This window comes from Fictibacillus arsenicus, assembly GCF_001999465.1.
In the GTDB taxonomy this organism is placed as follows: domain Bacteria; phylum Bacillota; class Bacilli; order Bacillales; family Fictibacillaceae; genus Fictibacillus; species Fictibacillus arsenicus.
This window is the reverse complement of record NZ_MQMF01000002.1, coordinates 658,651-671,418: the sequence shown is the minus strand read 5'-3', so window position 1 is coordinate 671,418 and position 12,768 is coordinate 658,651. Positions and strand designations below refer to the sequence as shown.

Genomic DNA, 12,768 nt, shown 5'->3' with positions numbered 1-12,768 from the left:
GGTGAAAAATGATTGATTTTACAGGAACCCCGAAAATAGAAACAGAGCATTTAATCCTAAGAAAGTTTGAGATGACTGATGTTCAATGTGCATTTGACCATTGGCTGTCAGACGAACGAGTCGCTGACAATCGCATCAACCCTGCACACAAATCCGTTTCGGAAACAATTGAGAGAGTTTCTAAGATTGTAAGCCAATATGAAAGTAAGGAATTTTGTTACTGGGCTATTGAGGTGAAAGAGACCAGTGAGCTTATTGGAGAAATTGATTTATATGATTTCGACAGTGCCACGGAAAACTGTGAGGTAAGCTACTCAGTCGGATATAGATGGTGGAATCAAGGCTATGGAACTGAAGCCTTGAGAGCGGTTGTGGAATTTGGTTTCAGGACGATGAATATCCATAAGATATCAGCAGCTCATAACACCGATAACCCAGCTTCAGGAAAGATTATGAGGAAGGTTGGGATGATACACGAGGGAGTAATCAGACACATGATCCGCAATAGCAAGGATCAATATAAAAATTGTGCGGTTTATGGCATTCTTCAAGAAGATTATTTAAAATTACATCGCAATTCTATAGAGTTTGCTGAAAAATTCAGATAGAAATAAGTGAGGGATGGGATTGAGGAAACTTTTATTCTTTTTTATTTTTGCACTACTAGTCATTAATACAGCTTGTTCAGACAAAGGGATTAAAAAGCTCGATATAGAAGACATAACTTTTGGAACTCTTAAAATACATGTTAACGGAAATTTAGTAAAAGACATTCGTCTTATGGAAAACAAAAACTTATTAAAAAAACTAGAAGAGGAATATAATAATGCAAAATTTCTTTCAGAAGAAAAAGAGAACTTGGAACCTATTTTAACGAATGGAGACTTAGAAGAAAAAATCTCAGGCTCTTACATTATTGTTGATGAAAAATCGTCCGGAAACAATTTCTATATTGGGTACAAAGGAGAAAATACATTTAAAGTCATTGCTTCGGGAAGTAATTTCAAAGATGGCACATACGTTTATTATATTGAAAGTAAAGATTTGAAAAATACAATTGAGAATCATTTGAGTGAATAATAGCTCGGTTAATATACTGTGATGTTTTGGAGGGATAATTTGAAGAAGAGAAATGTAGTTCATCTCCTTAATCTAAATGATAAAACAATAGGTACAATCTCAACCTTTACCAAATTAGAGTTATTGAATGCTTTAAATAAAGCATGGTCATTAAAATCAAGTTCAAAATGGAGTTTTAATAATCCGGCAAAAGGACAATGTGGAGTAACATCTTTAGTGGTTCAAGATACTTTAGGTGGGGAAATACACAAAACTCAGTTAGCTGAGGGTTGGCATTATTATAATGTTATTGATCATAAACGCTATGATTTTACAGAATCTCAATTCAGTGAAAGCATAAATTACGAGGACATCCCTTCAAACAGAGAAGAGGCATTCATGGACACAAACCTTAATCAATATAACCATCTCAAAAACAGTGTTGAGGTACAGCTGAGTAAATTATCCAAATAAACAGATGTATATATGAATTGGGTGCAATACCCCATTTTTTTCTCGGGAGGGATTAATGTGAAACACAAGCTCTCTTTTTTGTTATTAGTTGGTCTATTTTGTACATTAATCGTTCCATCGAAATCACTTGCAACTTCCTGGGCGTATCCGTTTGTCGTTTGGGATGGTTACATTTATATCGTCAACGATGAGTATGTTACAGAGATAGATAAAGAAATCGGGAAGGTTATGAGATATTCAGATATGTACGAGCAGCCTGGCAACTTTTCAAATGTTTATGAGAAAGGAACCAAGTATTACTCAATTAAAGATGTTAGTACAGATGAAGCCATTGCGGTGGAAGACGGCAGCGGTAAATATAAAAAGGCTATAAGAGAGAAAAAGTATACGTTCGGAAACGAAGACCCTTCAGAAGATAAAAGTTCAGACATGGCTGCAACACTTTTAATCTTGTCCGCCATTACAATTTTTCTAATTATATTCGTGTTGAAGAAAATAAAAAGATAAAGGAAAAAGGCTAATTATGAATAGACTAGTAATCATGACAGTAGGTAAAACGCATAGCGGAAAAACTACTTTTGCTAAAGCATTAGAAAAAGAACTACATAACTCAGTTGTGATCGATCAAGGTAACCATGCTGAATTCCTGCATTCTTATTACCAGACATTGTTACCGAAGGAAGGGCCGAATGTAATCAAGTATGCGATCACACAAACGATTGTGGACTATGCAGTTAATGAAACGAATTGCCATATCATTCGTTGTAACTCCCACAGAAGCCGGAAAAGCAGGTTGGACCAGATTGCTTATTACCATGAAAAAGGATTTACAAGTATAATAGTTAACTTTGAAATCCCAACTCATGTTCTTGAAGAGAGAATTGCAAAAAGCAATCGAAGTAAAAATGTATTACGGGTCGCTTCAACGTTTGAGGACGTTCTGACTCGCCAAGAGAATGAGACGAATAAAGGAGATATCTTAACTCCAGCAGAAGGAGAAGCAGATCATTTGTTTGTAATCGAAAACTCAGATGATATTCGATCTGTTATCGAAAAAATCGTTAAGATATCACAAAGTGTTGGTGCTTAAGTGTGCGGACTATAAATAAAGGAGGAAGTGGTGTTGGATCATTTTTTGCTGAATGTTTTACTGCTCCTGGCCATATATAGTCTATTCATCTACATATTTAATAAGGTTATGAGGAAGTGGCTTAAGGTTGAAAAGAAGAAGTTCTTTTCATACAACCATGTGAATCATAAACACAAAAAAATAGATTGGATGATTAGAATTACGTTTCTTTTATTACTAATCATCAGTACGACGATCAACATTATGCGCATGCAAAAAGGGTTAGAAAAACTTTGGTTTTTGGAAACATACGTGATTCTGTTTCTTTTTATCATCGTTACGGAAATGGCAAGAGCTATTATGGAGCGGAAATACGCTGAGGATAGAAATGATTATAAGTTTACGATTGTCCAATTAGTGTTCATATCTATTTTGTTGTTTTTGACATATACGACTAACTTTTTTGGATTGGTTTAAATAAATTTAAGAGAGGCTGCATATGAAAAAGTGGAGAACTTTAAGCTCGGAATATTTTTATAAAACACCATTTGGTAACTTGAGAAAAGACAGATGTGAACTGCCAAACGGACATATTGTAGATGGTTATTACATAAATGAATATGCTGATTGGGTGAATGCTGTTGTTGTGACGAAAGAAAATAAGATAGTGCTCGTGGAGCAATATCGTTATGCGGGGGATGATGTTTTTTTAGAAATCCCGGCTGGGAAAATGGAAGAGAATGAAACATACGAAGAAGGCATCCTTAGAGAAGTAAGGGAAGAAACGGGATTCACTTCAAAGTTAAAGCCAATTAAATTAGGAGAGTTTATGGTCAATCCTGCTACACAAAACAACAAAGTCATTACTTTTCTCATAATGGATGCCTATCAAGAATTTGAACAAAATCTAGATGCAACAGAAGAAATAGAGGTTCGGTTATTTGATTTTAGTATTCTGGGAGATTTAATTAGAACGAACCAATTGAAAACACAACTATTCACAGCACACGCTTATTTTATGGCTAAGGATTATCTCGCTTAAATACAAATAAAATAATGCTTTAATTCACATTGAGTGCATTTCTGTAAGAAAGAGGTGCACTTTTTATTTTGGATTAATCAACCTTCTTGTTCTGATATCCGAAATAAAAAAGAGTTAAAAATTTTTTTGTAACCTTTTCCATTTTCGTTTGTCATTACCAGTGGGAGGAGAGAAGAACATGGCAGATCCGCTTGAAGAGATGTATCAGGCCTATAAAGAACCAATCTTCCGTTATCTCCGCAATATGTGCCGAAGCCGTACGATTGCAGAGGAACTTACGCATGATACATTCATAAAAGCTTTCAAGGGATATGGCGGGTTTCGTGGTGATTCCTCCCTTAAAACGTGGCTTTTTAAAATTGCGAGAAATACATATTTGAATGAATCGGGAAAATTTTCACGGAAGAATGAGATTCCTTTTGCAGAGCCTGAACTTCAATCTGAGGGTACCACTCGAAACATAGAAACAGAAATGATGATCAAGCAAACACTTCAAAGGCTGACAGAAAAAGAAAGATCGCTGCTGGTTTTAAGAGAACAAGGTTTTTCACTCAATGAGATGGCAGAGATCCTAAACCAGACAGAAGGCAACATCAAGGTAGGCATTCATCGGGCAAAAAAGAAGTTCAAGGAATTCTATCTTGAAGGAGAGGAGGAAAGAAGATGAAACTTGATTGCAGTCTTGTAGAAGATCTGTATCCATTATATCAAGAAAATGAATTAAAACCGGAAAACAGGCGTGCAGTGGAAGAACATTTAAAGGAATGCAATAGATGCCATGAGTTGTATCAAAAAGGCAGCGGATTTTCTGAAGTATCTCTTTTCCCTGATGAGAAGGAAGAAAAAGTATCTAAGGAACTAGATGACCGGATCAGGCTGAACTTCCGATTAAGGCGAATGAAAGTCATTGCTGTTCTTCTTGCAGCAATCATTATTGTCACAGGAATTAACCGGTATGCTGCAAATCGAGAGCAAGTAGCTACCCTTTTAAATGGGATGTATTCATATAGCAGATCTCTTAATGAAATAGCGGATAGACCGTATGAAACAAACAGTGAATTGTATTTATCAGATTCCATTGATGATATCATTGATTTGGACAACGAATTAAATTGGCTCGAACGCAATTTATTTAACAATACCTCCTACAATTTTTTCGTGGATACCGAGGTTTTTAATGAAATGCTAACTAGTCTAAAAGAGCGAAAAAGTCAGGGACTTCAGGATGAAACAGATGTGATGGCAATTGAACTTTTGCAAAAGCACTCTAAAGCTTTATTTCAACATGTTCAAAGCGAGTATGATAGTTTCCACCATGGCTATAGTTCTTATTTAGAGATTCTGGATATTGATGGAATCGGAGAACCGATTAACAAAATCGAAGAGCTTGCTTACTTTTATAACACCTATCACAAGCTGCCTTCAGAGATGAAGCTGTTGAGTGAGAAAGATTTGGAGAAGAAAATTAGAACAGTATTCAATATAGAGGAGGAAAAGGTCGAATTAGAAAAATCTCATAATAATGTTCCTGGTGTTTATCGCTTTGAAATCAATGGTATTCATGGTGAGATTAACGGGTACTCTGGAATGATTTTTGATGCGGATAGCTCATTGAGATTGAATGATAAAAAGACTAAAGACAAGAAGGAAGTTATGGAAAAAGCAAAACAATTTGTTGAAAAAATTTACGGCAATAACGCACACTTTGAAATGTGGCAAGAAAATATAGGTGGCCAGCCAAGTATCTACAGATTCAGGTTTGTTCCGCTTGCCGGAGAATATAGATTGCTATTCCTGGGATCTGAACCGTATTACCTCCAACTTGATGCGGAAACTGGTGACAGCATGTTTTTAGCACACAGGCCAATGCTTACAAAAGAATTTTTCGCTAAAAAATATAAGGAAGTGCTTAGTACAGAATCAATTGAATCAAAGGCTGAGCAAGTTTCAGGTGTAAAAGGAAAATCGGTAGAAAAAGGCATTATTTATTCAACGGTATCTGCCGATTACGTTCTTGTCCATGTTTTCGAAGGTGAGGATAGTTTCGTTTATATTAATGCCGAGACAGGTATAGTTGAAAGGCCATATTTTTTTAACTATTGAAGTTATCAGGAGGATAGCATATGAATTCAACCCAAAATAATGGTACAGAGTTCCTTGAATTTATTAAAGTGACGGAAGAAGAAATCTATAATTATCATCCTGTAGCGGGCTCCTTTGCAGTAATAAAATGTGAAGGTAAGTACCTTTTGTGTTACAACGTCTGGCGTGAACAATGGGAGCTGCCAGCAGGAAGTAGAGAAGAGGGAGAAACTCCAAAGGAATGTGCAATAAGAGAACTGTATGAAGAAACTGGACAAATGGTATCTGATTTAATGTTTAAAGGTTTATTAAAGTCCAAAAAAACAATAAATGGAGAAATTAAATTTAATCCCGTGTACTTTGCAAACATAGAAGAACTTAAACCTTTTAAAGAAAACAAAGAAACTTCGAAAATAATGCTATGGGATTTAAAAGAGGAAATTGGTGCTATTGATTCGGTAGATATCAGGATACTAGATTTTATCTAATTATAAAATTGAATTATGGTATAGAATCAGGCTGATATAAATTGCCTTCTCAAGAAAAAATGATATGATTGTAAAAATAATTCCGAGAGGAGCAACGAGATGATAGATTATAATGGACGCAGCTTTGTCTCAGTAGAAAATACAGATAACGGAGAAGTTTCTTCAAAGACTTTTTTTGAATATAAACAAGAGGGTCACATCATCACAGCGACTTATGGTGGAGGGGAAATTATAAAAGGAACATTGGTCGGGATCGTAAAGGAAGACGATTGTTTAGAGTTTCGGTACAACCACGTGAACACCAAAAATGAAATTAGAGGCGGACAATGTAAATCTACTCCTGAAATCTTACCGGACGGGCGTATCAGGCTGTACGAGAATTGGAAATGGCTTGACTCTGAAGCGACTGAGGGACATTCTATTATTGAAGAGGTTAAAATGTAACGCTGTTCATTACTCAAAAGATAATAAAAGCAAACATTAAAGCAGAGCATTTCTTCAAGAAGGAGAAATGCTCTTTTTTATTGAATTAAAGGGAATGTTAACGAGTAGGTTTAAATGAATAACTTAGAAAAGGGATTGGTAAAAAAATAAAGACCACCAAGCGATGATCCCATTGTTATTTTATAGATATTCCTTTTAAAAGATGGTTCCAGATTGTATTGTCTGTTATAGGTTCTGAGTGATATGGTACGTGAACAGCGCAAACATTTTTCAAACCCCATTCCACATTAGTGATGCCGTTTACCCCATGTTTCGGATGGATCATTAAAATCTTAAACTCACCTTTTACAACGTTAGATAAAACCCTTTCTAACTCTGATGTTTCATTTTTTATCTGATTTTCTTCAATTTTTAAAAGGGACCATCTTATAAACAAAATAGAGGGGCTTTGATTTAGACAATTATAGAATCTTTCTATTCGTTGATTTAACTTTTGTTTATAACTAGGATATGTTGTTTTCCAGTCTTGGCCAGATACGATGGGGAAATCATGGACGGAAATAACGTTGAACTGGGTATCTTTTATAAAATGCGAGTGGGATCCTGTATTTTGACCTGCCTCATCTAACACGAAACCCGGTTTATATGATTCAATTTTTATCATATTGTGAAGTTCCATATATCCGTTAAATTTGGTTTGAATTAATCGATTAATACCAGATAAAGAATGAGAGCACACCCAATCAAAAGGTAATGATGTTCTTCTTAAATGATGTCTTCTAAGATGTAAAGCTGGACCACACTCACTACCAAGACTGATAATCATATGATATGGTTTCTGGATTTCTGTTAATTTCATTTAATCACCCTGCTTTCCGGAAATTAAGCGTTTATATAATAGATGCAGGATTCTACTAAAATGATTGGACAAAATGTTTGATTTTTCAATTTTGATAGATACGCTCTGTATATTGAAAGGATGTAATCAGTTGGACCATAAAATAAATATTATTCCCTATGAATCTAAGTATGCTGAAGAAACAGTCGAAATGTGGAGAGAAAGTAAGTACAAGGCAATTGGTCAAAAAGAGGTTCATAGTTTTGAAAGCCAGGTCTACTTTTTGAATCATATTTTACATAAAGAATATCAAGTTGATATAGCCCTATGGGATGAAACCGTGGTTGGAATCATTGCCTATAACAAATCGGAAATTAGCCAGCTCTATATTCATAACGACTATCAAGGTAAGGGTATAGGAAGAAGCTTACTTAAAAAGGCGAAAGAACAATCATCAGGAAGATTAACATTATACACATTCGAAATAAATGTAAAAGCCCAACGCTTTTATGAAATGAATGGCTTTAAGATCATTGGTAGAGGGCATGAAAATGAGGAGAATTTGGCTGATATTCAATATAAATGGGTAGCAAAATAAAAATATCACATTTATTAAAGCTTTGATCAACTGATCTAAGCTTTTTATTATGAATTAAAAAATTATTTCAAAATAACTATTTTCATTAATTATTATTTATGTTATTATTTTCTTGTTTTGTTACTTGATTGTTACAAAACTTTTACAAAAATATTAACTGGGGGTTATTGGTTTGCGTAAATTTTACTTAATAGTTTTGGTTTTGGGTATAGCATTACTCACTGCATGTTCATCTTCTGAAGAGAAAAAATCATCTTCTGAGAATATGGAAGAAAGTAAGAGTGAAGCAGTATCTGTTGATAAAGGTTTGTTAAATGTAGAAGTAATATTACCAGCATCATTTTTTGAAGGCGATGATATTAACAAAGTTATTGCTGATGCAAAAAAAGATGGAGTTAAAGAAGTAACGAAAAATGAAGATGGTTCTTTGACTTATAAAATGTCCAAGTCAAAACATAAAGAAATGATGAAAGAATTAGAGACGGGTATTGAAGAATCAATTGAAGAAGCCAAGACAGGGGATGATTTTACTTCTGTAAAAGACATAACTCATAATGATTCCTTTACAGAGTTTACTCTGCTAGTAGACAAAGCTGCTTATGAAAATAGTTTTGATGGATTTGCGGCTATTGGATTTGGAATGTCTGGAATGATGTATCAAATGTTTAACGGAACTGACTCAAAAGATGCGAAAGTGACTATTTTCGTTAAAGATGAAGCTACTCAAGAAGTTTTTGATGAAACAGTTTACCCAGATGCATTAGAAGATTCAGAGACAAATTAAATCATATTTTTGGAGGGTCATTTAGTAATGAAAAAATTGCTTAGTTTAATTCTAATGAGTTTACTTACGGTTGCAATTTTAGGAGCTTGCGGTCAGGACACAAAAGATGTCTCTATCGATTCTGAAAAAGAAACAACGGAAAAAGCAAGTGACACTAATAAATCAGAATCAAAAGAGAAAAAAGAAGAAACCAAATCAAAACTTGGTTCTCGAACAAACCCTGTACCATTTAACACAACTGCTACAGTTGAGGATGAGTTGATTAATGATAACGGAGATTCTTTCCCGATCAAAATCGATATAACAGTAATGGAAGTGATTCGTGGCGATGCGGCTTTCCAAAAGTTAAAAGCAATGAATGAATATAACGAAAATGCACCTGAGGGTTACGAATGGGTTCTAGCTAAAACAAAAGTTAAATTAACTGAATCCGAAACAGAAGATTTAGCATTTTTTATTGATGGAGTAATGAATTTTAATTTCGTTAGTGAAAGCGGAGATATTTATAGTGGAGATATCGTAGGTACTACTGAACCTGATTTTAGTTTCGAAATGTACGTTGGGAATGAGAAAGAAGGTTATATTTCGGGTCTTGTTAAAACAGGTGAAGAAGCTCAACTTCGCTACGAAGATATGATGGATGGTAAAGTTTTCTTTAATTTAAAATAATAATAAATAATTTAAGCCTACCAAATACTGGAATTTGATAGGCTTTTTTGTTGGTACAATAGTGTAGATAATATTAAAATAACGGATGGACTTAAGAATCCATTCTGATTAAAAAAAGCTCAGTATATGAGCCTTCAAAATAATGTGTTAGTGAATAAAAATAATCTTGCTTGTTTACTTTTCAACAAGACTAGTATTAAAAATACGATTTTTTAACTGTTCAATTGTTAAATATTCTCCATCTTCTTTCCGATGAAGCATAGCATGACAGTTTGGACAAACTGGGATTAGATCTTTGACCGGATCAACAATATACTCTTGTTGTATTTCGTGAAGTGGCTTAATATGATGAACATGAATGAAATCTTTTCCTACATCTCCATAAGTTTTTTCAAAGTTTGTCTCACATACCTGACACTGGATTCCGTAATGCTCCACACACTTTTTACGTGCAATAGGATTACGCTCATACATGTTGACTTTAATCGTTTTTCGCTGTCCCTCTTCTAAATTCTCAACGACTTCTTCCGGATAATATTCTTTAGTTAAATCTTGTTCAAAAAAAGACATGATGTAGTCTTGAAGTTCGCCAGTAAGTTTCATTGAACCTTGAATGTTTCCTTTTAAACCATAATTACGTAATCTATTTAGAGAAAGTTCCGCTGTATCATTTTCATCTACTAAGCGAACACGGCTCCAGTCCCAATTTTTTGAATCCTCAAATTTTGCTTTATCCAACCAATACATTTTATTATGGTATACATCGTTGGTTTTAACTTCCCCTTCAATTACTTCAACTTTATAACGTACTTTTTTAACATTGCCTGAAACATACAAAAATAGTATATCGCCATTTTCGTACTTAAAGGAGCGTTTCCAGTCTAATATTTCATATCGACTAAATGCTTTTTCTAAATCATATTCATTGGGGTTTGCTGGTACCAACCATACACGGCGAGCATTATGGTGTCCTCTTTCTTCAAGCTCTTTACGACGCTTGGATGCAATTGAAACAGGTGCAACAAATCTATATTCATCTTCATCTTTAATGTAAGGGATGTTATATACATAACTACGTTCAATGGGATCATAACATTTCGATACTTGGGTGTTCAGGTGATTAGCTAGAAATCTAGCTGCCTCTTGAATACTTGTTTCTGTAACCATAACATTATCATTTTTAAAAATAGTAATAGGACTAGCCATATAAAAACCTCTTTCTTTTTCTTTTAGTAAAAGAATGTATACTTCGTTATAGTAATAACTTAATCCTTTTTTCTACCATTCAACAGAAAAAGCCATCATCCTATATTTCAGGATAATGACCATACCTATTTTGTCTTTTACAATATTAGTTATTAGTTCTTTCTAATTTTATTAAATGATTAATTCCTTCTACAGCTGGTTTGAGTTCGTATACCGTCGGTTCTGATGTAGTTAATAGCTTTTGAAGAAACTCCCCGATTGTTATAAAGGGCTTACTCAAAAATGCTAATTTTGTTTCCTGTAATTCAAATATTTCATATGCTACGAGCCATATAGACAAATTAACTAGTGGGCTATTCACACCAGAAATTAAAGAAATCAATTTAAGTACAACTACAATAAATACAAGGTTTGTACCGCAACGAGATGAGATTCGCGTCGTTTTAATTGCTGAAGCTAATTCAACTTTCCCATACCTCTTGAAGGTGTTAATTACCTTATGTTCAGCACCGTGAAATTTACCATACTTTCGGTTAATTCCCCAAAAGATGATAATAATCAAAACAATATATAGGTACTGCACACCGATTGTTAGCTCATTAATATTTGAATCATTAATTACTTTATAGTTTTGAAGCAACAGTGTAAAAGGGATAACTAGAATAAATGAAATTATAAAAATCTTTCTGACACTCCAAAGAATACGAAAAAGAGCAACAATCCCTCTTAGGAAAGGCAGCGAACTCATGAAACTGACGAATTTATTGTCCAAGATAGTAGGAGTCTGTTCTTCCGTAATAAAAATATTTCCCTCTTTATCATATCGTGCCTTAACTGTATAGTTTTCTGATTGAAACATGATTCCGTTCAGAAGAGCGCGACCACCAATGTTCATAAAGGAGCTTCTTGTACATGTATTTAAGTTTTATTATAGTCCATAAGTCCTTGGCTTGGAATATTTGACCAAATTATTTGATTATGAAAAAAGGGAGCTTCTCTATATAGAAGTCCCCTTTGATAAGTTATTTTTGATCAGCTGGAAACACAAGTCCAATCTGCTTTCGAGCTTCATCCATGATCTCCATCACAGCGAGTGAGTTCGCATGAGAGTTCACCTTCGACTCCAGCTCACCATTTTTCACAAGGTCCATGAACTCTTTTGCTTCATAATACATCTTCGGCTTGTCTTGCTCTACCGTGATATCCTCAGTCGAACCGTCTTTATACCGGATCTCAATCTTCGACATGTCCTGGATGTGGTCGATCAGGATACTGCCGTTCTCGCCTTGTATCTCAGATGGAACGTACGAGTTCGAGATCTTCGAATACATCACTACCGCGTCTTTGTCTCCATAGTTCAAGAGGATGCTGCCTTCACCATCCACTCCAGACTCCAAGAGAAATCCGTTCGCTTTTACCGATTCAGGTTTTCCGAAAAGAACGACCATAGGGTACAGACAGTAGATGCCGATATCCATCATCGATCCGTTCGAGAACTTCGGATTGAACGCGTTAAGAACTGTTCCTTCTTTGTACTTGTCATAGCGTGAAGAGTACTGACACGAGCTCGCAAAATAACGGCGGACAGGGCCGATCTTATGTAAGTTTTCCTGAATGCTCTTAAAGTTCGGCGTTACCGTAGAACGCATTGCTTCCATTAGAAGTACTTTATTTTCTTTAGCAGCTGCGATCAAACTCTCCAGTTCCCTCACGTTCGAAGCGATCGGCTTCTCACAAATCACTTGCTTGCCATGATTCATCAATGTAATGGCTTGTTCAGCATGAAACGAGTTAGGGCTGGCAATGTAAACCGCGTCGATCACATCGCTCGCTGCCATTTCTTCTAAATCAGTAAACGTATGTTCAGCACCATTCCTATCCGCAAATTCCTTCGCTTTCTCTTGCGTACGGGAGTAGACCGCTGATAACCTAAAATCCTCAACTTCTTTTGCTGCTGTAATAAAACTTTCAGTAATCCAGTTCGTTCCGATCACACCAAATCTCAATACAATTCA

The 12,768-nt window shown here is 35.0% G+C and carries 18 protein-coding genes; 14 read left to right on the top strand and 4 right to left on the bottom strand.

Features of this window, described 5'->3' with window-relative positions; genetic code table 11:
* Window positions 1-8 precede the first annotated feature (8 nt).
* From UN64_RS10585 to UN64_RS10535, 11 genes are all read left to right on the top strand, one after another.
* Window positions 9-608, top strand: a complete 600-nt coding sequence (locus tag UN64_RS10585) for a GNAT family N-acetyltransferase (protein ID WP_077362451.1) — start codon at window positions 9-11, stop codon at window positions 606-608.
* A gap of 19 nt (window positions 609-627) precedes the next feature.
* Entirely contained in the window at window positions 628-1,080 is a 453-nt protein-coding gene (locus tag UN64_RS10580) for a hypothetical protein (protein WP_077362449.1), read from the top strand.
* 96 nt (window positions 1,081-1,176) lie between these two features.
* Window positions 1,177-1,533: a YunG family protein gene (locus tag UN64_RS10575; RefSeq protein WP_171978918.1), complete on the top strand. Its 357-nt coding sequence runs from the start codon at window positions 1,177-1,179 to the stop codon at window positions 1,531-1,533.
* A gap of 57 nt (window positions 1,534-1,590) precedes the next feature.
* Window positions 1,591-2,040, top strand: a complete 450-nt coding sequence (locus UN64_RS10570) for a hypothetical protein (protein ID WP_139343077.1) — start codon at window positions 1,591-1,593, stop codon at window positions 2,038-2,040.
* Between the two features lie 16 nt (window positions 2,041-2,056).
* Window positions 2,057-2,623, top strand: a complete 567-nt coding sequence (locus tag UN64_RS10565) for an AAA family ATPase (RefSeq protein WP_077362445.1) — start codon at window positions 2,057-2,059, stop codon at window positions 2,621-2,623.
* A 33-nt stretch (window positions 2,624-2,656) separates the two neighbouring features.
* Window positions 2,657-3,079 carry a DUF4181 domain-containing protein gene (locus UN64_RS10560; protein WP_245802005.1) on the top strand — a complete coding sequence of 141 codons (423 nt, stop codon included), beginning with the start codon at window positions 2,657-2,659 and terminating at the stop codon, window positions 3,077-3,079.
* A gap of 22 nt (window positions 3,080-3,101) precedes the next feature.
* On the top strand, window positions 3,102-3,644 hold the full coding sequence (locus tag UN64_RS10555; protein WP_077362443.1) for an NUDIX hydrolase: 543 nt from the start codon (window positions 3,102-3,104) through the stop codon (window positions 3,642-3,644).
* A 178-nt stretch (window positions 3,645-3,822) separates the two neighbouring features.
* On the top strand, window positions 3,823-4,311 hold the full coding sequence (locus UN64_RS10550; protein ID WP_077362441.1) for an RNA polymerase sigma factor: 489 nt from the start codon (window positions 3,823-3,825) through the stop codon (window positions 4,309-4,311).
* Window positions 4,308-5,747: a zf-HC2 domain-containing protein gene (locus UN64_RS10545; RefSeq protein ID WP_077362439.1), complete on the top strand. Its 1,440-nt coding sequence runs from the start codon at window positions 4,308-4,310 to the stop codon at window positions 5,745-5,747. Before UN64_RS10550 ends, UN64_RS10545 begins: the two co-directional genes overlap by 4 nt.
* A 20-nt stretch (window positions 5,748-5,767) precedes the next feature.
* On the top strand, window positions 5,768-6,214 hold the full coding sequence (locus UN64_RS10540; protein WP_077362437.1) for an NUDIX domain-containing protein: 447 nt from the start codon (window positions 5,768-5,770) through the stop codon (window positions 6,212-6,214).
* Between the two features lie 99 nt (window positions 6,215-6,313).
* Entirely contained in the window at window positions 6,314-6,658 is a 345-nt protein-coding gene (locus UN64_RS10535) for an avidin-fold protein (protein WP_171978864.1), read from the top strand.
* 175 nt (window positions 6,659-6,833) lie between these two features.
* On the opposite strand, the gene UN64_RS10530 is transcribed toward UN64_RS10535, so the two are convergent.
* Window positions 6,834-7,517 carry a DUF1796 family putative cysteine peptidase gene (locus tag UN64_RS10530; protein ID WP_077362435.1) on the bottom strand — a complete coding sequence of 228 codons (684 nt, stop codon included), beginning with the start codon at window positions 7,515-7,517 and terminating at the stop codon, window positions 6,834-6,836.
* Between the two features lie 190 nt (window positions 7,518-7,707).
* Here UN64_RS10530 and UN64_RS10525 point away from each other — a divergent pair, with 190 nt between their 5' ends.
* From UN64_RS10525 to UN64_RS10515, 3 genes are all read left to right on the top strand, one after another.
* Window positions 7,708-8,094 carry a GNAT family N-acetyltransferase gene (locus tag UN64_RS10525; RefSeq protein WP_425590115.1) on the top strand — a complete coding sequence of 129 codons (387 nt, stop codon included), beginning with the start codon at window positions 7,708-7,710 and terminating at the stop codon, window positions 8,092-8,094.
* Window positions 8,095-8,266: 172 nt separating this feature from the next.
* A complete protein-coding gene (locus tag UN64_RS10520; protein WP_077362431.1) occupies window positions 8,267-8,878 on the top strand; it encodes a hypothetical protein in 612 nt (203 codons plus the stop codon).
* 27 nt (window positions 8,879-8,905) lie between these two features.
* On the top strand, window positions 8,906-9,547 hold the full coding sequence (locus tag UN64_RS10515) for a hypothetical protein (protein WP_077362429.1): 642 nt from the start codon (window positions 8,906-8,908) through the stop codon (window positions 9,545-9,547).
* A gap of 174 nt (window positions 9,548-9,721) precedes the next feature.
* Here the strand turns inward: UN64_RS10515 and UN64_RS10510 are convergent, their stop codons facing one another.
* The 3 genes from UN64_RS10510 to UN64_RS10500 all read right to left on the bottom strand — a co-directional run bounded on the left by UN64_RS10510 (window position 9,722) and on the right by UN64_RS10500 (window position 12,765).
* Window positions 9,722-10,753, bottom strand: coding sequence for an HNH endonuclease (locus tag UN64_RS10510; protein ID WP_077362427.1), 1,032 nt, complete (start codon window positions 10,751-10,753; stop codon window positions 9,722-9,724).
* Between the two features lie 145 nt (window positions 10,754-10,898).
* A complete protein-coding gene (locus UN64_RS10505) occupies window positions 10,899-11,648 on the bottom strand; it encodes a DUF1385 domain-containing protein (protein WP_077362425.1) in 750 nt (249 codons plus the stop codon).
* Window positions 11,649-11,775: 127 nt separating this feature from the next.
* On the bottom strand, window positions 11,776-12,765 hold the full coding sequence (locus UN64_RS10500) for a Gfo/Idh/MocA family protein (RefSeq protein WP_077362423.1): 990 nt from the start codon (window positions 12,763-12,765) through the stop codon (window positions 11,776-11,778).
* Window positions 12,766-12,768: the final 3 nt, after the last annotated feature.

What these genes read in the sequence shown, in the direction of transcription:
- UN64_RS10585 (WP_077362451.1), top strand. Translation starts at nt 9, where the DNA reads ATGATTGATTTTACAGGAACCCCGAAAATAGAAACAGAGCATTTAATC.
- UN64_RS10565 (WP_077362445.1), top strand. Translation starts at nt 2,057, where the DNA reads ATGAATAGACTAGTAATCATGACAGTAGGTAAAACGCATAGCGGAAAA.
- UN64_RS10555 (WP_077362443.1), top strand. Translation starts at nt 3,102, where the DNA reads ATGAAAAAGTGGAGAACTTTAAGCTCGGAATATTTTTATAAAACACCA.
- UN64_RS10550 (WP_077362441.1), top strand. Translation starts at nt 3,823, where the DNA reads ATGGCAGATCCGCTTGAAGAGATGTATCAGGCCTATAAAGAACCAATC.
- UN64_RS10545 (WP_077362439.1), top strand. Translation starts at nt 4,308, where the DNA reads ATGAAACTTGATTGCAGTCTTGTAGAAGATCTGTATCCATTATATCAA.
- UN64_RS10540 (WP_077362437.1), top strand. Translation starts at nt 5,768, where the DNA reads ATGAATTCAACCCAAAATAATGGTACAGAGTTCCTTGAATTTATTAAA.
- UN64_RS10535 (WP_171978864.1), top strand. Translation starts at nt 6,314, where the DNA reads ATGATAGATTATAATGGACGCAGCTTTGTCTCAGTAGAAAATACAGAT.
- UN64_RS10530 (WP_077362435.1), bottom strand. Translation starts at nt 7,517, where the DNA reads ATGAAATTAACAGAAATCCAGAAACCATATCATATGATTATCAGTCTT.
- UN64_RS10525 (WP_425590115.1), top strand. Translation starts at nt 7,708, where the DNA reads ATGTGGAGAGAAAGTAAGTACAAGGCAATTGGTCAAAAAGAGGTTCAT.
- UN64_RS10515 (WP_077362429.1), top strand. Translation starts at nt 8,906, where the DNA reads ATGAAAAAATTGCTTAGTTTAATTCTAATGAGTTTACTTACGGTTGCA.
- UN64_RS10510 (WP_077362427.1), bottom strand. Translation starts at nt 10,753, where the DNA reads ATGGCTAGTCCTATTACTATTTTTAAAAATGATAATGTTATGGTTACA.
- UN64_RS10505 (WP_077362425.1), bottom strand. Translation starts at nt 11,648, where the DNA reads ATGAACATTGGTGGTCGCGCTCTTCTGAACGGAATCATGTTTCAATCA.